This window comes from Rhizobium sp. 01T444 (assembly GCF_056398305.1).
This window is the reverse complement of sequence record NZ_JBFTPD010000013.1, coordinates 156,460-176,244: the sequence shown is the minus strand read 5'-3', so window position 1 is coordinate 176,244 and position 19,785 is coordinate 156,460. Positions and strand designations below refer to the sequence as shown.

Sequence of the window (19,785 nt, the reverse complement as noted above, 5' to 3'; positions counted from 1 at the left end):
GATCGGATCTGCCCGACAAGGCCGTCTTCCACTTCCCCGGCGGCCTCAAGGATTACCTGCAGGCAACGATGGGCAAGGAATTCACGGTCACCCGCGAGATCTTCGCCGGCAAGACCGAGAAGGTAGCCGGCCACGGTGCACTGGAATGGGCGATCACCTGGTATGGCGGCGATCCGCAAGTCCATTCCTACTGCAACACCATCCCGACGCCCGAAGGCGGCACGCATGAGGCCGGTCTTCGCATTGCGATGACCAAGGGCCTGAAGAGCTATGCCGAGCTGACGCAGAACAAGCGTGCCGCACAGATCACCACCGATGACGTGATGATCTCGGCAGTCGGCATGCTCTCGGTCTTCATCAGCGAGCCGGAATTCGTCGGCCAGACCAAGGATCGTCTCGCGAGCGTCGAAGCCCAGCGCCTTGTCGAAAATGCGCTGCGCGACCCCTTCGACCATTATCTCGCCGACAATCCGAACGAGGCCGAGAAGCTTCTCGACTGGGTGATCGAGCGCGCCGAAGAGCGCTTGCGCCGCCGCAAGGAGAAGGAAGTCAACCGCAAGACAGCAGTGCGCAAGCTGCGCCTGCCCGGCAAACTCGCCGACTGCTCGCAGAACACCGCCGAAGGCGCCGAACTCTTCCTGGTCGAGGGTGACTCGGCAGGTGGTTCCGCCAAGCAGGCGCGCAACCGCGCCAACCAGGCGATCCTGCCGCTACGCGGCAAGATCCTCAACGTCGCCAGCGCCGGCCGCGAGAAGCTCTCGGCCAACCAGCAGATATCCGATCTCGTCCAAGCGCTCGGCTGCGGCACGCGCTCGAAATACCGCGAAGAGGATCTGCGCTACGAACGCATCATCGTCATGACCGATGCCGATGTCGACGGTGCGCATATCGCCTCGCTGCTGATTACCTTCTTCTATCAGGAGATGCCTGAGCTGGTGCGCGGCGGGCACCTCTTCCTCGCCGTGCCGCCGCTCTATAAGATCACGCAAGGGGCAAAATCCGCCTATGCCCGCGACGACGAACATCGTGCCGAGCTGATGGAGACGGAATTCAAGGGCAAGGCCAAGATCGAGATCAGCCGCTTCAAAGGTCTCGGCGAAATGCTGCCCGCCCAGCTCAAGGAAACCACGATGGATCCGTCCAAGCGCACGCTTCTGCGAGTGCTGATCGACGAAGTGGATTTCGAGGGCACGCGTAACGCTGTCGACGACCTGATGGGGACCAAGGCCGAAGCCCGTTTCCGCTTCATCCAGGAGCGTGCGGCCTTCGCAGAGGATCTGGATATTTAAGTTGTAGCGAATTCATCGAACTGACGAAGAACCGTTACGAGTCCGTCAAATTACCGGCGCAATAGAACGGCCGGCGCTCTGTCCTCCAGCGAGGTCCACGCAGCGCCGGCCGTTCTGTTTCAACCCTTTGCCGGATATTTGCCATGACCAAGCGTTTTCTTGCGACTGCCGCTTTCGTTCTCCTGTCCAGCACCGCCTCCGTTTACGCCACCGATATAGGCGCGACTGTCGAGACCGCCTGCCCCTTCGGCGATTGCGCGGCAGCTATCTCGCTGTCCTATCTCGGTGAATTCGTCATTCCGACCGGCCAGATGGAAAATGGCGTCGAATTCGGTGGAATTTCCGGCCTCGATTTCGACGCCGCCACCGGCCACTACATCGCTATCAGCGACGACCGCTCCGAAAAGGCCCCGGCCCGCTTCTACGATCTTGATATCGATGTCAGCGCTGCCGGCCTGAAGGGCGTGACCGTTGCCAAGCACGTCACCCTGCAGGACAAGAACGGCCAGCCCTTCGCCATCCGCACCGTCGATCCGGAATCCATCCGTTTCGGCAAGGACGGCATCTATTGGGGCAGCGAAGGCGATGCGAAGGTGCTCATCCCGCCTTTCGTCCGCGTCGCTTCTCCTGATGGCGCCTTCGTGCGCGAATTCAAGCTGCCTGACGGTTTTGCACCGACCGCCGACAAGTCGACCGGCATCCGCGACAATCTCGCTTTCGAGGATCTTGCCGTGTCTCCGTCCGGTGACGTTTTCGTCGGTGTCGAAGCGGCCCTCTATCAGGACGGCCCGAACCCCAGTCTGACAACCGGCAGCCTCTCACGCATCATCCGCTATGACGGCGCAACCGGCGAGCCGAAGGCTCAATATGTCTATCCGGTCTCACCGATCCCGCAGGCTGCCGCCAAGCCCGACGGCGGCAACGACAACGGCATGTCGGAAATGATCGCCCTTGACGATCATCGCCTGCTCGCCGTCGAGCGCAGCTATGCCCAGGGATTCGGCAACAACATCAAGCTCTTCATGATGGATCTCGACGGCGCGACCGACGTTTCCGGCATCGCTTCGCTTGCCAAGAACGACCAGCGCGTCGTCCCGGCTCGCAAGAGCCAGGTGCTGGATCTGCGCGCCATCGGCCTGACGCCTGATAATATCGAGGCCATGGCGATCGGTAAGGCAAAGGACGGGACCGACGTTTTGATCCTCGGCGCGGACAATAATTTCTCGACCGGCCAGAAGACTCAGTTCTACGCCTTCAAGATCAACCGCCGCCCGCAATAATATCTCAAGGATTTACGGACCAGATAACCACGCTTTGTATACGCTTTGTCCGGGCGGACCTTGAAACCGCCCGGTTCATAGCCCATAAACTAGGACAACAATAAAAAGAGGCGCGCGTGGGTGTGTTTGATCGTCAGAAAACCAATACGGAGCCGCGATGGCTGGGGCCGTCGGCGACGATACGTACGCCGCTGATACCCTCCATTTCGGCTGCCCGCTGGCTGCTCGTGCTTGTTGCCGCAGCCGGCGTCTATTTCTTCTATGGCTTCGTGGTGCCTGTGCTCGCAGCCCTCGTCATAGGCTTTGCGAGCTGGCCGCTTTACCGCAAGCTGGTTGCCCGCGTCGGTGGCAATACGACGATCGCCGCGACGATCGCGATCATCCTCATCGTCACCTTCCTCGTCATTCCGATCAGCCTTGCGGTTGCCTATACGACCGGTGAAGTGCGCACCTGGGTCGCATGGGCGATCCACGCCAACCGCTTCGGGGCGGAAACGCCCCAATGGATCGTCGCCTTGCCTCTGGCCGGTTCCTACCTCGACGAACTTTGGACGAAATATATCGGCAGCCCCGGGGCCATGGGTGAGCTCATCCAGGCCGTCAGCGGTGCCAATATCGGCAATATCTACCGCGCAATTCTAGCGGCCGGCGGTGGTGCCTTCCACCTGTTCCTGACGCTGCTCTTCATGCTGATCGCGCTCTTCTTCGTCTATCGCGACGGTTTCTCCTTCTCCAAGCAGATTGACATGCTCGGCGAGCGTATCCTGCCGAACCGCTGGGAGCGTATTTCCCGCGTCGTGCCTGCCACCATCAGCTCGACCGTCATGGGCATGACGCTGATTGCCATCGGCGAAGGCATCGTGCTCGGCGTTGCCTATTGGATTGCCGGCGTACCCTCGCCCGTCACCCTTGGCGTGCTGACCGGCGTCATGGCGCTGATCCCGGGCGGAGCGCCGCTCTCCTTCACCCTGGTATCCGTCTATCTGCTGGCCAGCGGCTCGCATGTCGCCGGTATCGGTCTGTTCGTCTGGGGCACGGTCGAACTCTTCATTGTCGACAAGACACTGCGCCCCAAGCTCGTTGGCGGACCGATCAAGCTGCCGTTCCTGCCGACCTTCTTCGGCCTCGTCGGCGGCGTGAAGACGATGGGCTTCCTCGGCCTGTTCATCGGCCCGGTGCTGATGGCGCTGCTGGTCGCGATCTGGCGCGAATGGATACATGAAGTCCGCGCCGCCGATGCGGGACCGCAGATCATCCTCGACGAGCAGGCGCCGCCGGTGCAGCGTGCTGCCGAAGGCTAGGGCCTTTCCGACTTAGGCCAGCCGCTTTTCCATGAAGAGGCTGAGCGGATCCGGCTGATAGGAGCCGAACGGCTCGATCTCGCGATATCCGTATTTCCTGTAAAGGCTGATCGCCTCCGGCTGATAGATACCGGTCTCCAGGCGGATTGCGTCGAAACCGTTCTCCCTGCCGATCTCCTCCAGCCGGTCCATCAGGCGGCTGGCGATCTTCAGGCCCCTCGCCTCGGGATCGACGAACATGCGCTTGATCTCGGCCGTCCCGTCACCTGCCTCCACCAAAGCACAGCAGCCGACGATCTCGCCGCCGTTACGCGCCACGAAGAAGCTCACGGATGGCTTTTCCAGCGTGGAGATATCGACGCGGTGGTTGCTCTCGGGCGGATAGAGCGACTGCGCATAGGCGTCGGAGAGATCAAGAAGGCGGATCACGCCATCCTGGCGCGGCGGTTCCAGAGCGATGGTGACGGACATTTTCTCTCTCCTGTTCCGGCGAAACGCGTGATTTTTCCCTTGATGACAAGGAGTTAATATCGCTGCCTTCATTCCGTTGGAATTGTGCTTTCGAAGGGGATGACACGCTCAATAGCCATGGAGGCAAAATATGCAAGCCGTCCTCATCGCCATGACGATCCTCGGTTGCGACGATTCCGTCAGCCAGTGCAATTACGTCGCCACGGTCGACAAACACTGGGAAACCGTCGTCGCCTGCGATGCCGAGGCCGAACAGCGGCTGAAGACCTATGCCAATGCCAGCTATCCGACCGTCATTGCCGTCTGCGAGGCGCCGAAGTCGCTTGCCGCTACCGAACCGGCCAATCCGGCGCCCGCTGCGCCAGCAGCGCCCGAGGTAGCCGAACAACGGGATGGTCTTGGCGGTTTTGTGGATACTATTGCCGGGCGCGTGCGCGCCAACTTGCCTTCCGGCCATGATGTGAAAAACACTCTGGCGAAGCCATTGCATTTCGTCTCTGCGAGCTATTCCTGGGCCGCGGCCCGCTTTACCGATTAAGCAGCGGCAAGCGACGCATAGACACGGGCCGACCGGCGCTGTTCGGCGACATGCAGCTTCTCGACCATGTCGAGCAACTCGCCGACGGCGTCATGCTGCCCGATCCGGCTGTGGAATTTCTGGAGCAGGCGTCCGCAGACGCTGCCGAGCAGCGAGGCCGAGGTGTTGCGCGAAGCCTCGCGCCACAGGAATGTCGCTTCCACGAAAATGATGCTGATATCGCGCGGCAGGCCCGCCGATTCATAGAGCGCGCGCACGGCATGCATGCGGCCCGTGGCAAGGATTGCCCGCACGCGCCGGTCGCTGCAACCTGACAGGTTGACGATGGCGCAGGCGAAGAATTCCACCTTGCCGCAGCAGAGCGCGTGCATAAGGAAGGAAGGCGTCAGCCGGTCGTTCAGGCGAAGATGTTCGACGAGATCTGGCACTTCGATCGGCGCGATATCGCCGGCGATGGAAACGATCGCCGCTTCCGTCGCCTCGCGGCTGATGCGCTGCAGCCTCTGCAGGCCGATTGCCGCCTGCGCCAGCGGCAGGCCGACCAGCGCATTGCTGACATGCTGCGTCAGAAGCTGGCGGGCATCGGCCGGCAAATCGATGCGGTCGAGAAGCAGGTTTCTGATGTCGCTGACATCGCCGAGCCGTTCGGCAATCCGCTTCAGGGATTGGGCGGAAATCGCCGCGCCGTCATTTTCGAGCAGGCAGAGAATTTCGTCCTCGTCGCCGACTTCGGCAAGTGCCGCCGAAACGGGGCGGGTCACATGGGCGCGCGCCGCAATCAGCATGCGCGTTGCACCGCTGCCGCGTGCTGCGAGATCGACGAGATCGGCATCGGTCAGGATCGGCGAGCAGGTCACTGCATGGCAGGCGATCTCCGGCTGGTCTTCGGCAAGCGAGAGAATGATGTTGCGCGGCGCATGCGGCGCCCAGGCGATTGCTTCGGCGAGCGCAAGCCGCACACGCGGCGACGGATCGTCGAGCAGGTAGGTCATCGCCTTTTCAGCAGCGTCGCGCCGCTCGTCCGACATTTCCGATTTGAGATAGACGCGTCCCAGAGCATTTGCAGCGGCCGCCCTGTCAGCCGTCTTGGCCGTTTCGACCCAACGAAGAAATGCTTCAATGATCACGACAACGCCCCAGCACTGAACGCGATTCCTTCGCGTCTTATTCAATACAAGGACGATAGCCGGAAAAAGTTTATGATTGGTTCACCATATTTATTAGGCTTTGTTCAAGCCTTGTGCCGAGGTCAGGCCTTTGGCCTGAACATTTCGAAGACCTCGCTGCCTTCGCAATAGTCCATGTAGCCCATGCGTGCGATCGGCCGCGCCAGCGCCACTTCGAACCGGCCATCTCTGACGATCGCCTCATCGATATGGATGCCGACGACCTCTCCGAAAACGAAGACATTCTCGGATGCTTCGCCGGACAGCGTCTTCGGCTCAATGATCTCGGTCACCTTGCATTCCAGCACGGCGAAGGCCTCTGTCACATAGGGCGCATCGATGAGCTCTGCCTGCTTTGGGGTCAGCCCGGCGAATTCAAACTCGTTGGTGCCGTAGGGCAAGGCGGCCGAGGTCAGGTTCATCTTCTCCGCGAGGTTGCGGCTGACGAAATTGCAGGTGAAGACGCCGGTCTCCCTGGCGTTTTTCTGGCTATGCTTGTGCCCGCTCGATGAGAACATCACCAGCTTCGGCTTGTCGGCTACCGCATTGAAGAAGGAATAGGGCGCGAGATTGATCGACCCGTCCCTGCCCTTGCTGCCGATCCAGCCGATCGGCCGTGGCGCGACGATCGCCTTGAAGGGATCATGCGCCAGCCCGTGCCGGTTGGTGTCCGTTGTGTAGAACATCAGTCTTCACCGCCGAGCCAGGTGACCGTCTCGGTTAGCTCAGGGCGTGGACGCTCGACGGGTGGAAAGGTAGTGGAGCCGATGTGGATGAAACCGGCAACCTTTTCGCCCGGCTGGACGCCGAGCAGCGGATAGGCGCGCTCGTCGAAGGCGAACCATTCTGTCAGCCAGTTGGCGACATAACCATGCGCATTGGCAGCCAGGATGACGTTGAGGCACAACGCGCCCGCCGACATGATCTGTTCCCATTCCGGGATCTTGAAATGCGGACCGGCCTTGCTGACGATGCCGACGACGACAGGCGCACGGGTAAAGCGTGYGCGTTCCACCAGGATCATTTCCTCTAAGAGATCGGGTTTTGCTTCGAGCGCCAGCTTCAGCAGTTCTTCGCCCAGCCGCACGCGCTCTTCGCCGCGATAGACGATGAAGCGCCAGGGGGCGAGCTTGCCGTGATCGGGAACGCGCGATGCAAGGCGCAGGATTTCCTCGATCTCGTCCCTTGCCGGTCCCGGTTCGCACATCTGGAACGCAGGGATGGAGCGGCGCACGGCGAGATAATCGATCAGCTTGATGTCGGATTTCATGCGGGAGAAACTCTCATTTGTATGCAGAGGCTGGCCACAGGTCTTGAATTTGCCATGGCATTGGTCTTGAAGTGGACTCTGCGATTTCAGAAGTCAATCGGTTCACGAACAGGATGTTTGGCATTTTGCCTTTTGCACGGATCGGCCTTGCTGTTGCCCTGATGTTGCTGACGCCGTTTGGCGCCGCCGCCCAGGACGCCTTCAAGGAGTTCAAGCAGCTCGAATCGACGCCGAAAATGCCGAAGCTCAACGCGTTCATCGCGCCAGGCACGACGCAGGAGGGCGTGCATCTGCGTGACGTCTCGCTGGAAGCCAAGCTCACGGCCGATGGCGCGCCTGTCGAAGACGGGCTTTCCTGGTATGTATTCAGTCCCGTCGCTGGAAATGATGGCAAGCTGCCGCTCATCGCAAGCTCCCGCGGTGGCACCGCAGCCTTCCAGCTCGCTGCCGGCGATTATTTCGTCAACGTTTCCTTCGGCCGCGCCGGCGTCACCAAGAAGCTGACGGTGTCGGATGAAGGCGCAGTCGACAAGCAGGTGATGGTTCTCGATGCCGGCGGGCTGCTGCTCAACGCCGTCTCCGGCTCCGATGTCCGCATTCGGCCCAACCAGCTGAGCTTCTCGATCTATTCCGCGGAAGTCCGCGACGACGGCGAGCGCGGCCTTGTCATGGCCGATGTGCCACCGAATACGGTCGTGCGCCTCAACGCCGGCACCTATCACGTCGTCTCCGAATACGGCAATGTCAACGCGACCATCCGTGCCGACATCCAGGTGGAGGCCGGCAAGCTCACCGAAGCGACGATCCAGCACAGGGCGGCACAGATCAATTTCAAGCTGGTCTCGGAAACCGGTGGCGAAGCGATCGCCGATACCGCCTGGTCGATCCTGACGGCAGCCGGCGACAGCGTCGGCGAAAGTGTGAGCGCCTTTCCGGCCATGGTCCTGGCGGAAGGTGAATACACGGCGGTCGCCCGCAACAAGGACAAGATCTATCAGCGTGACTTCACCGTCGCTGCCGGCGTCAATACCGATGTCGAAGTGCTGATGAAGAACCAGCAGGCCCAGCAGCCGATTGCTCCGGCCGCCACAGCCGTGCCGCCAGGACAGGCCGCGGCCGGGCCGAAGGGTGTGCCCCAGCCGGGCGGCGAGATCCCGCCGCAGCCGCCCTTGCCGTCCTATGAAGATCTGCAAAGCGGCGACGGCGCCAGCCTCGACTGACGCCGCGTCCGAAATCTCCGGAAATGCTCAGCTTGCGCGCTTGAGGAAGGCCTTCTTCTTCGGCGCCATCGAGAAGACTGCGTCAAAGAGGCGGGCGAGCAGATCCTTGCGGTCGCTGCCGCTGCTGAGTTCTTCCCAGGACAGTACCCTACCCACATGCGCGGTGATCGTGCTGCCTGAAAGACGGCGGAATTCGCGGATGAGCAGCGACAGGCGCAGCGTCATCGAAACCCTGCTGGCGAGATGGAAGAGCCGGCCGTTCTGGCCCTCGAAATAGATCGGCAGCACGCTGGCGCGGGTCGCCTGGATGAGCTTGGCCGGGAACATCTTCCACGGCAGGTCTTCGGCGCGGCCGAAGCCCTTCTTGGCGGTGGCCACGCCACCAGCCGGAAAAATCACGATCGTCGTGCCTTCCTTCAGCAGGCGAACTGCCTCGTGCCGGCTCTTCATGTTCATCGCCATCGCTTCCTTGGTCTCCTCGAAGGAGATCGGCAGCGAATAAGGCGCCATTTCCGGCACCTTCAGGAGATCATTGTGGATCAGTACCCGGAATGGACGACCAATCTGCTCGGCTAGCGCCAGCACTGCAATGCCATCGCCGATGCCGAAGGGATGGTTGGCGACGATGACGATCGGCTCGTCCGGCACCGGCTCGAGCGGCCAGCTGCCCTTCACATTGATCTCGACATCGATGAGGTCGAGCATCTTGCCGAAGACGCGGTCGCTTTTGCCGACGATGTCGGAGCGCCAGATGTCGTAGAGCCGTACATAGCGGTCACGGCCGGAAAGGCCCTCGATGGAGCGGATGAGCCAGCGCTTCAGGCGCGGATCCCGTTCGTTCGCGTAGGAAAGCTCTTTGAAGCGCACTCGAATGCCTGCCGGGATGAAACCCGTCCCCTGTTTTTTGGCGGCTATATTACTGTTGCATGTCAGATTTCTGACAGCGCCGAGCAGATCAATGCCGGGCGCTGCCATTATCCAAAAGGCAATTTTCAGGCTGCCTTGGCCTTCTTTGCCTCGAGCTTACGACGGATATCGGGCGCAGTCGCCTCCAGGGCAAGGCTTTCGACAGCCGAATCCAGCGACATCGATGTCTGCTCCTGGCTGCCGAGGCGGCGGATATTGACCGTGCGCTCCTCGGCTTCCTTCTTGCCGCAGACGATGATGACGGGAACTTTCGTAACGGAATGTTCGCGGATCTTGTAATTGATCTTCTCGTTACGGAAGTCGGTCTCGACATGCAGTCCGGCTTCGCGCAGCGCCTCGGCCACTTCCTGGCCGTAGCCGTCAGCTTCCGAGGTGATCGTGGCGACGACGACCTGCAGCGGCGAAACCCACAGCGGCAGATGGCCGGCGAAGTTCTCGATCAGGATGCCGAGGAAGCGCTCCATCGAGCCGCAGATGGCGCGATGGATCATCACGGGCTGCGTCTTTTCCGAATTGCTGTCGATATAGAAGGCGCCGAAGCGTTCCGGCAGGTTGAAGTCGACCTGCGTCGTGCCGCACTGCCATTCGCGGCCGATCGCGTCCTTCAGTGTGTATTCGAACTTCGGCCCGTAAAAAGCGCCCTCGCCCGGCAGGATGCCGGTCTTGATGCGTCCCTCGGACTGCGCCTCGATCGTCTTCAGCACATCGGTCATGACGGCTTCCGCCCGATCCCAGAGCGCATCGGTGCCGACGCGCTTGTCCGGACGGGTGGAGAGCTTCACGACGATTTCCTTGAAGCCGAAGTCTTCATAAACCGAGAGGATCAGGTCGTTGATCTTCAGGCATTCGGCTGCCATCTGCTCGTCGGTGCAGAAGATGTGCGCGTCGTCCTGCGTGAAGCCGCGCACGCGCATCAGCCCGTGCAGTGCGCCGGAGGGCTCGTAGCGATGCACAAGGCCGAATTCGGCGAGACGGATCGGCAGCTCGCGATAGGATTTCAGGCCATGCTTGAAGATCTGCACGTGACCGGGGCAGTTCATCGGCTTTAGCGCAAAGACGCGGTTATCCGCTTCCTTGTCTTCGGGGTGCGTCATGGCATGGGCCGATTTCACGGCGAACATGTTTTCCTGATACCAGCCCCAGTGACCCGAGGTTTCCCAGAGTGCGGTGTCGAGCACCTGCGGTGCGTTGACCTCTTGATAGTCGACGGCGAGCCGACGACGCATGTAGGAGACGAGCGACTGGAAGATGCGCCAGCCCTTGCCATGCCAGAAGACGACGCCCGGGCCTTCTTCCTGGAAATGGAACAGGTCCATTTCGCGGCCGAGCTTGCGGTGGTCGCGCTTTTCGGCTTCCGCCAGCATATGCAAGTAATTGTCGAGATCGGCCTGGTCAGCCCATGCCGTGCCGTAGATACGCGAGAGCATGGCGTTGTTGCTGTCGCCGCGCCAATAGGCGCCGGCAACCTTCATCAGCTTGAAGGCGGTGCCGACCTGGCCGGTGGAGGCCATGTGCGGGCCACGGCAAAGGTCGAACCATTCGCCCTGATTGTAGATCTTCAGATCCTGCCCTTCGGGAATCGCATCGACGAGCTCGACCTTGTACTGTTCGCCCTTTGCGGCAAAAACTTCCTTGGCCTTCTCGCGCGACCAGATCTGCTTGGTGAAGGGCGCATTGCGGGCAATGATCTCCTTCATCTTCTTTTCGATCTTGGGCAGATCGTCGGGCGTGAAAGGCTCGTTCTTGGCAAAGTCGTAATAGAAGCCGTTCTCGATCACGGGGCCGATCGTCACCTGCGTGCCAGGCCACAGTTCCTGTACGGCTTCTGCCATCACGTGTGCGGCATCATGCCGGATGAGTTCCAGCGCGCGGCCATCCTTGCGCGTGATGATCTCGATCTTGCCGTCGGTGACGGCATCGGAAAGGTCTTGCACGGTGCCGTCGATCGCAATCGCGACAGCGCTCTTGGCGAGCGACTTGGAAATGGATTCGGCAACATCCTTGCCGGTCGCGCCAGCCGGGAAGCTGCGCACCGAACCATCGGGAAATGTCAGGGAAACGGATTGGGACATTCAAATTCTCCTTGTCCAGTCCCGCCAACGAATGCGGGTGGTTGAAACGGAAGCGTCATCCACCGGGAATGCCGCTGCCGCCTGATACTGATATTTGGTGTCTGAGTAAAGGAGAAGCGAGCCTAGAGGACCATATCGAAAAGGCCGCGCACTGTGTTCCAGTTGCGCATCGTCCCCACGCCCATGCGCTTGGTCGTGAGCGCCGATAGCAGCTTCGATTGGCTCGGCTTGCCGTGGAAATCGATCCAGAGATCGCAACCGACAAGCTTCATCCGCTGCCCTTCGGCAAGGAGCGGCTTCAGCGCTTCCACCTTGTCCGGGTCGATCGGCAGCCGGTTGACGCGCACGATCACCTGGTCGCCAACGCCGTCCTTGAAGGGATTGGCGCTGCAGAGCGCCATCCAGGTGCAGTCGCTGCGCACGATGATATCGACATGCTTGCCGAATTTTTCTTCAAAAGCCTCCTCCAACTGCTCTTCGACTTCGTGCGGCCGCATTTCATCTGCCTCGAACACGAGGTTGCCGGTGGAGACCAGCGTGCGCGGTTCACGATAGCCCAGCTCTTCGGCAAGCTTTCGCAGATCTTCCATGATCACGCGCCGCTCGGAGGTCAGGACGATGCTGTGCAGAAGTGCGATGAAGGTACACACCTTATGCCTCCTTCCGCCCGAGCCCGAAATAGCGCCACGGCGTAAACCAGCGGAAACGGGATTCGAGGTTGTCAGGTACCGGATCGAGCCCACTTGTGCCGCCCGGACCGCACCGGCCGACGCGGAAGAGCGTCATCCAGCCGCCGGCCCAGAGCCCATGGCGGGCGACGGCCTCATAGCCATATTCGGAGCAGGTCGGGATATGCCGGCAGGAATTGCCGACGAAGCCGGAGAGCGTCAGCTGATAGAGGCGGATGAGCCCCATGCCGAAAAGCCGGTCAGGCGTCTTGCGGAACGGGCCTTGGTAGTTGCGCGAAAATCTCTGCAGCGGTCGGGCGCGAGGCTTCGGCGCGGCGGCACCGCCCTCGTCTTCCTCTTCTTCGCGCAGCAGACAGAATTCGCACATAGCTTACGCCTCGACGGTTTCAGCGCGCTTTGCCTCTATCTGGCCGATGGCATCGACGACGGCATCGAAGGTCAGCATGGTGGAGGCATGACGCGCCTTGTAATCACGCACGGGAAGGAGATAGCGCATGTCGGCGAACCGTCCATCCGGCCCCTCGCCATCCGCTTTCAGCATGGCGAGCATATCCTCGCGCGCCTTGCGCACTTCGCCTGATGTCGCGCCGACAACATGGCGGGCCATGATCGAGGAGGAGGCCTGGCCGAGGGCACAGGCCCTCACGTCATGCGAAAAGGCGCTGATCCTATCGCCATCCATTTTCAGCCAGATGCGCACTTTCGAGCCGCAGAGCCGGGAATGCGCCTGGGCGCTGGCATCCGCATCGTCAAGCGTGCCGGTCAGAGGAATATTGCCGGCAAATTCGAGGATTTTGCTGTTATAGATGTCATCCATGACGGATTTGGCTCCAAAAACGCCTAAAAGCGACGCTAATTCCTATGTGATTGTCATGTAAACAAAAAACACACAGTCAAACGACAGCATACTTACATACCAGGGTAGTCTTCCTATATGTATGTCGTTCGAGGGCCATTGAAATGCAATGGGCCTGGATAAGTTTGATTGGGAAACCGTGCCGGAAGGGTTCGAGAAAGCGAGCCTGGAAAGCCCCGGAGCCTGCCAAAGGTGCAAGAATTCCCGCTTGGGGTACCAGTGGCTAGTCCGAATAAGGTCCGCGTTGCGGACCAGGAGACCATTGAATATGGACGCCATCGTCAAGAATTTTCCGCAGACCGCCCGTGAATCCGATCGCCCCTCCCAGCAGGAGGCAGAGGACGCCGTTCGCGTCCTGCTGCGCTGGGCCGGCGACGATCCGTCGCGTGAGGGTCTGCTGGATACGCCTGCCCGCGTCGCCAAGTCTTATCGCGAGCTCTTCGCCGGCTACGAAATGAGCCCGGAAGACGTGCTCGGCCGGACCTTCGAGGAGGTTGCCGGTTATGACGACATGGTGCTGGTGAAGGACATTCCCTTCTTCTCTCACTGCGAACATCACATGGTGCCGATCATCGGCAAGGCGCATGTCGCCTATATGCCGGACGGACGCGTTCTCGGCCTGTCCAAGATCGCCCGCGTCGTCGAAATCTACGGCCGCCGCCTGCAGACGCAGGAAACGATGACCTCGCAGATCGCCAAGGCCATCGATGAAACGTTGCGCCCGCGCGGTGTCGCCGTCATGATCGAGGCCGAACATATGTGCATGGCCATGCGCGGCGTTCAGAAGCAGGGTTCGACCACATTGACGACAACCTTTACTGGAACGTTCAAGACTGAACCGGCCGATCAGGTCCGATTCATGACAATGGTAAGGGGCCGCTGAGATCAGCTCCCTCAGGAGGGCCGCGATGAGTGAACTGATTTTCAATCAGCCGTCGGACGATAAATCCGAGCTGGAGGATGCTGGCGATTTCACGCCGCGCTTCGACGATCGCGGTCTGATCACGGCCATTGTCACCGATGCCGGTGATGGCGAACTGCTGATGGTCGCCCATATGAATGCGCAGGCCCTGGCGCTGACCATCCAGACCGGCTTCGCCCACTATTTCAGTCGCTCGCGCGGCAAGCTGTGGAAGAAGGGCGAGACCTCGGGCAATCTCCAGACCGTCAAGGAGATCCGCACCGACTGCGATCAGGACGCCATCTGGCTGAAGGTCGAGGTCGCCGGCCATGACGCGACCTGTCACACGGGCCGCCGCTCCTGCTTCTACCGCACCGTCACCCTGGAAGATGGAAAGCCCATGCTGACCATCGTGGATGACGACCTGCATTTCGATCCCAAGGACATCTACGGAAAATAGGCCAAATATCCCGGCCACCTGCTCCTTATTGCGACGCCGGTCGTCTCTATATACAATTTGGAAAGGGTTCGGGGCGGTTAATAGGAACCCAGTGTTCTGCCGGGAGGAAGGAACGCCATGTTGGGCTGGAGTATGAATCGTCAAAGCTCCGATGGGGGCGGTTCCGGCTTGGCGGTGCGTGACGATACGCCCGTTTCTCCCGTGCTCGCCGTTCCCGAAAAGAAAGCAAAGCTTGCCCTGGCGCTTGGCGGCGGCGCCGCTCGAGGCTGGGCGCATATCGGCGTGCTGCGTGCGCTCGATGAGGCCCGCATCGAGATCGGCATGATCGCTGGCACCTCGATCGGCGCGCTTGTTGGTGGCTGCTATCTCGCCGGCAAACTGGACGAGCTGGAAGGTTTCGCTCGCTCGCTCACTATGCGCCGCATCGCAAGCCTGCTCGACCTGACGATCGGCGGCTCCGGCCTCTTCGGCGGCATGCGGCTGACCAAACGCATGCAAGAGCATCTGGAAGGACTGACGATCGAGGATCTCGACCGGCCCTTTGTCGCCGTCGCGGCCGAGGTCAACACCGGGCACGAAGTCTGGATCGCCAACGGTTCGCTGATCACGGCGATCCGCGCATCCTACGCCCTGCCCGGCATTTTCGAGCCGGTGCGCAGCAATAACCGCACATTGGTCGATGGCGCGCTTGTCAATCCCGTGCCGGTTTCCGTCTGCAGAAGCTACGAGCAGCCGCTCGTCGTCGCCGTCAACCTTAACTATGATCTCTACGGCCGTTCCGCCGTCGTTCGCCACAATGCCAGCCTCTCGCCTGCCGAAGTGCAGCAGCAGAGGGATGCGCCCTATGCCGCCAGGATGGGCATGACCGGCGTCATGGTGCAGGCCTTCAACATCATTCAGGATCGTATCGCGCGAGCGCGCCTTGCTGGCGATCCGCCCGATATCTCGCTGCAGCCGCGCCTGTCGGACATCGGCCTGTCGGAATTCCATCGTGCGGGGGAAGCCATCGAACGTGGCTATGAGGAAGCCCGGGCAAGGCTGCCCGAGCTGCAGCGTATGCAGGAACTCTACGCCAGGCACCCCTGACGCCCAAGCAATTCCAGCAAAAGTGCGTCGCGGTTTTGCGTTCGGAATTGCGTAGAATAAAGAGTCACTCAGCTTGCAATATAAGCCTTGATCTCTTCGGCTTCTCGCTCGACCTCGGCGATGCGCGACTTCACGACGTCACCGATCGAAATGATGCCGGCAAGCTTGCCGTTGGCTTCCACGGGAACGTGGCGGAAACGCTTGCTGGTCATCAGCTGCATAAGCTCGTTGACCGAGGTCTGCTCGTTGCAGCGGAGGACCTTCGAGGTCATGACGGAAGAAAGCGTCTGATCGAGCCCGTCCTTGCCGGACTTGGCGATGACATGCACGAGATCGCGCTCGGTGAACATGCCGGAAATCTTGTTTTCCATGCCGACGACGACGATCGCGCCGATCTTCTTCTTGCTCAGAATCGAAGCCGCCTCCGCAACCGTGGTGTTCGGCCCGGTGGTGACGACGTCACGACCCTTCAGATCGAGTATTGCCTTGACGGAACTGGCCATTTGTACCTCCCATGGCGAAAGTGAAACACTTGTCGGGAACACAGGCTCCGCGGCGGTTTCTCCTCCCATCGCGGATTGATCAATGGTGCACTGCTTGGGTCAGGATTGCAACTCGTCGTCAGGATGGGGCACGGGTTCTTCAGGCAGTTTCCGGTCGAAGAGAGCGAAAAGGAGGAAGCCGAAGACGAAACCGCCGATATGCGCATCCCAAGCAATCTCCTGGCTGCCGTCGCCGACGAGCGGGATGCCGACGGCGATCAGCGCGTTGCCGACCAGCCATAACAGCGTGAAGATGATCACCGTGCGGCTCTGCATCGCCTGCAGCACCGACAGTCGCGGATTGAGGTGCGCGGGGCGGACCATCTGCCGCCCGGAGGGGAAGGCAAAGCGGCAGGCCGCGCCCATGAGGCCCGAGACCACACCCGATGCACCGATCAGCAGCCCTTCGCTGCCCCAGTTCAGGGCCGCATGCAGGGCCGCCGAGGCGACAGAGGAAAGAATCCAGAAGACGATGAAGCGGAACGCGCCGATGCGGCGCACGACGGGCGCGCCGAAGGCCATCAGCCACAGGCCGTTGAAGACGATATGCTCGATGCTTCCGTGCAGCAGCGAATAGGTGACCGGCGTCCAGTAGAGCTGCGGGCCCTGCTCTGCAAGCGAAACAGCATAGCGCAGCGGAATGAAGCCGAAGTTGAACAGGAACCAGGAAAGCCCGTCGGGAGACAGTAGCGACTGCCCGGCGTAGATCAGGATCAGAAGCAGGAGGGTGGCAAACAGCGCGGGCGGAAGATTGAAAACCGGCTGGCGTGGCGGCCTGGCCGGCGGTTCGGGCTGCATAGGCTGGAAAGCTTGATCAGGCCCGGACGTCTGTTCGTTCATGCTCATCTCGCCTCGTTGGAGGTCACAGCCATACAGGAGCCAGCTTCAAAAAAAAAGCCGTCCGGAACTGGCCGGACGGCTCGCCTGGGTTCCCCGAAGGATGCCCCTCCCCTGGCAGTCTTGTGCAGAACTTCACTGTTCGAAGTGATGGAGAGACGGTCTCATGACAGGCCCTGGCACTCAAGCAAAACCCTTTCTTAACCTTAACTCGCCGGATTTGGCATGAAATCCGCAAGGTAGAAGGTGAAGGGGCGAAAACCGCGCCCCAATGAACCGAAATGAGACACTGCCATGCGCCTTCAGATCACGATCGACATATTCGACTACTGGAATGCTCTGCGCGGCGGGCGGGATGCACCGCTGAAATCGCAGATCGAGCCCGGCGCGATCCCTCATCTTCTGTCGAGCCTCTTCATCTTGGAGACGGCGGCAGACCGGCATATCCGCTTCCGCCTCGCCGGCACCAAGATCTGCGATCTCTTCGGCCACGATCTGCGCGGCGAGCGTTTCTCCGCCCTTTGGGCCAACGGCCAGCACGAGGATATCGAAAGGACGGCACAGGGCGTCATGGCTCACGCTATTCCAACGCTTTTCAACGTGACGGGCTACAGCATCGCCGGCCATCACGCGGCCTTCGAGATCATCATGATGCCACTGCGTTCGCCCGAAGGCGGCTGCGACCGGCTGCTTGGCGCCATCGCGCCTGCCGCTGCTGCAACCTGGCTGGAGATCGTGCCGCTGGAGCTTCTCGCCCTCGATCGCAGCCGGCTGCTGCACGACAAGTTCGGCCGCACGGCCGAGGCCGAACCGCGTCGCCCTGTCGAGGTCGCTGCCGAAAAACAGGCCACGTTCGGCCGCGCCATGCTCCGCGCCATGTCGCATTTCCTGCATGGGGCAGCTGCTCGCTGACCGTTCCATTTTGGGTCGCCACCTATAGTACTTTAGGGTTATGCGGCGGCTCGTTCCACAACCTTCTGTTAAGGGATTGCAGGTAAGGATTGGGCTCAGCGATTTCATAAAGAAGCCCTTTGATGCACTCGTTCCAGCCCGCTCAGACGCACCGGCCTGCGCCGCGCCCAGAACAGGGAGTGTTCCAGCGCGTGCCCATCAATATGCAGGGCCGGCTGATGCTTGCGAACTACGAGGAATTCGAGTGCATGGTGATCGATATGTCGCCCGGCGACATGTATGTCACCTGCGCTGGCCGCCCACGCGCCAATGAACGCATCGTCGCCTACATCGACCATCTCGGCCGCGTCGAAGGCCATGTACAGACCGTCGATATGCGCGGCTTCACCATGTCGATCAACGCCACCGAGCGCAAGCGCGAGAAGCTCGCGGCCCAGCTCACCTGGCTTGCCAACAAACACGAGCTCGGCCTGCCGGAAGATCGCCGTCATGATCGTCTGACCCCGCGCGAGACCAAGACCGACCTTACGCTCGAAGACGGCACGCGCTACACCTGCCGCATCATGGACCTTTCGCTCTCGGGCGCTGCCGTCGATTGCGAAGTGCGCCCGCCGCTCGGCACGCCTGTTCGCCTCGGCAACATGCGCGGCCGCGTCGTTCGCCACTTCTCGGAGGGTGTTGCGATCGAGTTCCTGTCGGTCCAGTCGCGCGAGACGTTGCGCGAATTTCTCTAAAGCAATTCCAGCAAAAGTGCGCCGCGGTTTTACTCCCGGTTTTCTGTCCTGCACTGCAAGAGGTAGGACTGACAATTTCCATGTTGGGCTGAATAATCTCCTGCATCTCGTGTGGCCGATGCCATAGAATGCCGTCGCTCTTGTCATTTATCCGTCACAGATTTGAAGGATACAGCGCGCCTCAGCAAGTGGCGCGGTCATGTCAGTCCTGTTTCCGGAAATCGAACCCTATGAACACGGCCTGCTCGATACAGGCGACGGCAACCTTATCTATTGGGAGGCCTGCGGCAATCCGGTGGGCAAGCCGGTGCTTGTCCTGCACGGTGGACCAGGCTCCGGCTGCTCCACTGCTGCGCGCCGCTATTTCGACCCGTCCGTTTACCGCATCATCCTTTTCGATCAGCGCAATTGCGGGCGCAGCCTGCCGAATGCCGCCGACGCCGCGACCGACCTCTCCCGCAACACGACCGCTCATCTCATCGAGGATATAGAGAGGCTGCGCAGCCTCTTTAGCGTGGAAAAGTGGATCATCTTCGGCAATTCCTGGGGTTCGACGCTGGCGCTCGCCTATGCGCAATCCCATCCGGATCATGTCAGCGGCATAGTTATTGCAGGAGTCACCACGACACGGCGTTCCGAAATCGACTGGCTCTATCGCGGCATGGCGCCGCTCTTTCCCGAGGAATGGCACCGTTTCGGCAAGGCGCTGCCACCGGAGCTCCGTGGCATCGACAGGGTGAGCGCCTATCATCAACTCCTCAACGATCCCGAAGAGCAGGTACGGCTGAAAGCGGCGCGCGACTGGCATGAATGGGAAGCGGCGACAATCCTTCTTGCCGATCCCGCCGGTCTGCCCGGGCGCTGGTCCGATCCGCGCTACCTTCTGACGCGCGCCCGCATCATCACCCACTATTTCCGCGAGGGCGCGTGGCTCGAAGACGGCATTCTACTGAAGAATGCCGATCGCCTCGCCGGCATCCCCGGCTTTCTCATCCACGGACGCTTCGACATAGAAGCACCGCTTGTCACCGCCTGGGAACTTGCCCGCGCATGGCCGGGCGCCGAGTTCATCGTGCTGCCAAAGGCGGCCCATTCGACTGCAAATACGGATATTGCCGCCGCAATCGTCGCTGCGACGAACAGATTCCGCGATCTCTGACGAAATTATTTCTACGGCGGAAAATCGGGACGTAAGGCGAAATCGGCTTTCTGCACGGCGATTCCGCCTGTTTGT

Annotated in this window: 22 protein-coding genes; 11 read left to right on the top strand and 11 right to left on the bottom strand. The window is 60.9% G+C overall.

The window, feature by feature from the left end; translation table 11 throughout:
• From AC1DTN_RS19040 to AC1DTN_RS19030, 3 genes are all read left to right on the top strand, one after another.
• Nucleotides 1–1,289, top strand: a 1,289-nt coding sequence (locus tag AC1DTN_RS19040; RefSeq protein ID WP_477922078.1) for a toprim domain-containing protein, incomplete at its 5' end; no start/stop codon positions are given.
• 143 nt (nucleotides 1,290–1,432) lie between these two features.
• A complete protein-coding gene (locus AC1DTN_RS19035; RefSeq protein WP_477922075.1) occupies nucleotides 1,433–2,569 on the top strand; it encodes an esterase-like activity of phytase family protein in 1,137 nt (378 codons plus the stop codon).
• Between the two features lie 116 nt (nucleotides 2,570–2,685).
• Complete coding sequence (locus AC1DTN_RS19030) at nucleotides 2,686–3,870, top strand: AI-2E family transporter (protein WP_113323448.1); 1,185 nt, start codon at nucleotides 2,686–2,688, stop codon at nucleotides 3,868–3,870.
• A gap of 12 nt (nucleotides 3,871–3,882) precedes the next feature.
• On the opposite strand, the gene AC1DTN_RS19025 is transcribed toward AC1DTN_RS19030, so the two are convergent.
• Nucleotides 3,883–4,341, bottom strand: coding sequence for a GNAT family N-acetyltransferase (locus tag AC1DTN_RS19025; protein WP_442205867.1), 459 nt, complete (start codon nucleotides 4,339–4,341; stop codon nucleotides 3,883–3,885).
• Nucleotides 4,342–4,471: 130 nt separating this feature from the next.
• Between AC1DTN_RS19025 and AC1DTN_RS19020 the strand changes: the two genes are divergently transcribed.
• Entirely contained in the window at nucleotides 4,472–4,879 is a 408-nt protein-coding gene (locus AC1DTN_RS19020; protein ID WP_477922073.1) for a hypothetical protein, read from the top strand.
• On the opposite strand, the gene AC1DTN_RS19015 is transcribed toward AC1DTN_RS19020, so the two are convergent.
• The 3 genes from AC1DTN_RS19015 to AC1DTN_RS19005 form a co-directional block, all read right to left on the bottom strand.
• A complete protein-coding gene (locus AC1DTN_RS19015) occupies nucleotides 4,876–6,006 on the bottom strand; it encodes a DUF2336 domain-containing protein (protein ID WP_477922072.1) in 1,131 nt (376 codons plus the stop codon). The genes AC1DTN_RS19020 and AC1DTN_RS19015 overlap by 4 nt on opposite strands.
• Before the next feature lie 122 nt (nucleotides 6,007–6,128).
• Entirely contained in the window at nucleotides 6,129–6,731 is a 603-nt protein-coding gene (locus tag AC1DTN_RS19010) for a flavin reductase family protein (protein ID WP_477922071.1), read from the bottom strand.
• Nucleotides 6,731–7,315 carry a nitroreductase family protein gene (locus AC1DTN_RS19005; RefSeq protein ID WP_477922069.1) on the bottom strand — a complete coding sequence of 195 codons (585 nt, stop codon included), beginning with the start codon at nucleotides 7,313–7,315 and terminating at the stop codon, nucleotides 6,731–6,733. The genes AC1DTN_RS19010 and AC1DTN_RS19005 overlap by 1 nt, the downstream gene beginning before the upstream one ends.
• A 113-nt stretch (nucleotides 7,316–7,428) precedes the next feature.
• Between AC1DTN_RS19005 and AC1DTN_RS19000 the strand changes: the two genes are divergently transcribed.
• The gene (locus AC1DTN_RS19000; RefSeq protein ID WP_439015015.1) at nucleotides 7,429–8,535 is read left to right on the top strand and encodes a hypothetical protein; all 1,107 of its coding nucleotides are present in this window, start codon (nucleotides 7,429–7,431) and stop codon (nucleotides 8,533–8,535) included.
• A gap of 27 nt (nucleotides 8,536–8,562) precedes the next feature.
• Here AC1DTN_RS19000 and AC1DTN_RS18995 read toward each other — a convergent pair whose 3' ends face one another.
• From AC1DTN_RS18995 to AC1DTN_RS18975, 5 genes are all read right to left on the bottom strand, one after another.
• Complete coding sequence (locus AC1DTN_RS18995; protein WP_439015017.1) at nucleotides 8,563–9,402, bottom strand: lysophospholipid acyltransferase family protein; 840 nt, start codon at nucleotides 9,400–9,402, stop codon at nucleotides 8,563–8,565.
• Between the two features lie 125 nt (nucleotides 9,403–9,527).
• Nucleotides 9,528–11,534, bottom strand: coding sequence for a threonine--tRNA ligase (gene thrS, locus AC1DTN_RS18990; RefSeq protein WP_477922066.1), 2,007 nt, complete (start codon nucleotides 11,532–11,534; stop codon nucleotides 9,528–9,530).
• Between the two features lie 122 nt (nucleotides 11,535–11,656).
• Nucleotides 11,657–12,184, bottom strand: coding sequence for a DUF1697 domain-containing protein (locus tag AC1DTN_RS18985; RefSeq protein WP_439015021.1), 528 nt, complete (start codon nucleotides 12,182–12,184; stop codon nucleotides 11,657–11,659).
• Between the two features lies 1 nt (nucleotide 12,185).
• A complete protein-coding gene (gene yidD / locus AC1DTN_RS18980; protein WP_310388121.1) occupies nucleotides 12,186–12,590 on the bottom strand; it encodes a membrane protein insertion efficiency factor YidD in 405 nt (134 codons plus the stop codon).
• Between the two features lie 3 nt (nucleotides 12,591–12,593).
• On the bottom strand, nucleotides 12,594–13,040 hold the full coding sequence (locus tag AC1DTN_RS18975) for an iron-sulfur cluster assembly scaffold protein (RefSeq protein WP_037102481.1): 447 nt from the start codon (nucleotides 13,038–13,040) through the stop codon (nucleotides 12,594–12,596).
• Nucleotides 13,041–13,347: 307 nt separating this feature from the next.
• Between AC1DTN_RS18975 and folE the strand changes: the two genes are divergently transcribed.
• The 3 genes from folE (at nucleotide 13,348) to AC1DTN_RS18960 (ending at nucleotide 15,526) form a co-directional block, all read left to right on the top strand.
• Nucleotides 13,348–13,962: a GTP cyclohydrolase I FolE gene (folE, locus tag AC1DTN_RS18970; protein ID WP_037102484.1), complete on the top strand. Its 615-nt coding sequence runs from the start codon at nucleotides 13,348–13,350 to the stop codon at nucleotides 13,960–13,962.
• A gap of 25 nt (nucleotides 13,963–13,987) precedes the next feature.
• Nucleotides 13,988–14,440 (top strand): phosphoribosyl-AMP cyclohydrolase, encoded by a 453-nt coding sequence (gene hisI / locus AC1DTN_RS18965; protein ID WP_113323439.1) that lies wholly within the window; start codon nucleotides 13,988–13,990, stop codon nucleotides 14,438–14,440.
• Between the two features lie 117 nt (nucleotides 14,441–14,557).
• On the top strand, nucleotides 14,558–15,526 hold the full coding sequence (locus AC1DTN_RS18960) for a patatin-like phospholipase family protein (RefSeq protein ID WP_310388127.1): 969 nt from the start codon (nucleotides 14,558–14,560) through the stop codon (nucleotides 15,524–15,526).
• 68 nt (nucleotides 15,527–15,594) lie between these two features.
• On the opposite strand, the gene AC1DTN_RS18955 is transcribed toward AC1DTN_RS18960, so the two are convergent.
• Both AC1DTN_RS18955 and AC1DTN_RS18950 read right to left on the bottom strand, forming a co-directional pair.
• Nucleotides 15,595–16,029, bottom strand: coding sequence for a CBS domain-containing protein (locus AC1DTN_RS18955; RefSeq protein ID WP_113323437.1), 435 nt, complete (start codon nucleotides 16,027–16,029; stop codon nucleotides 15,595–15,597).
• Nucleotides 16,030–16,128: 99 nt separating this feature from the next.
• Nucleotides 16,129–16,908, bottom strand: coding sequence for a rhomboid family intramembrane serine protease (locus AC1DTN_RS18950; RefSeq protein ID WP_477922063.1), 780 nt, complete (start codon nucleotides 16,906–16,908; stop codon nucleotides 16,129–16,131).
• Between the two features lie 291 nt (nucleotides 16,909–17,199).
• On the opposite strand from AC1DTN_RS18950, the gene AC1DTN_RS18945 reads away from it, so the two are divergent.
• From AC1DTN_RS18945 to pip, 3 genes are all read left to right on the top strand, one after another.
• The gene (locus AC1DTN_RS18945; RefSeq protein WP_477922061.1) at nucleotides 17,200–17,817 is read left to right on the top strand and encodes a PAS domain-containing protein; all 618 of its coding nucleotides are present in this window, start codon (nucleotides 17,200–17,202) and stop codon (nucleotides 17,815–17,817) included.
• Nucleotides 17,818–17,939: 122 nt separating this feature from the next.
• Nucleotides 17,940–18,551: a PilZ domain-containing protein gene (locus AC1DTN_RS18940; protein ID WP_007816614.1), complete on the top strand. Its 612-nt coding sequence runs from the start codon at nucleotides 17,940–17,942 to the stop codon at nucleotides 18,549–18,551.
• Nucleotides 18,552–18,750: 199 nt separating this feature from the next.
• Nucleotides 18,751–19,710 carry a prolyl aminopeptidase gene (gene pip / locus AC1DTN_RS18935; protein WP_477922059.1) on the top strand — a complete coding sequence of 320 codons (960 nt, stop codon included), beginning with the start codon at nucleotides 18,751–18,753 and terminating at the stop codon, nucleotides 19,708–19,710.
• Nucleotides 19,711–19,785: the final 75 nt, after the last annotated feature.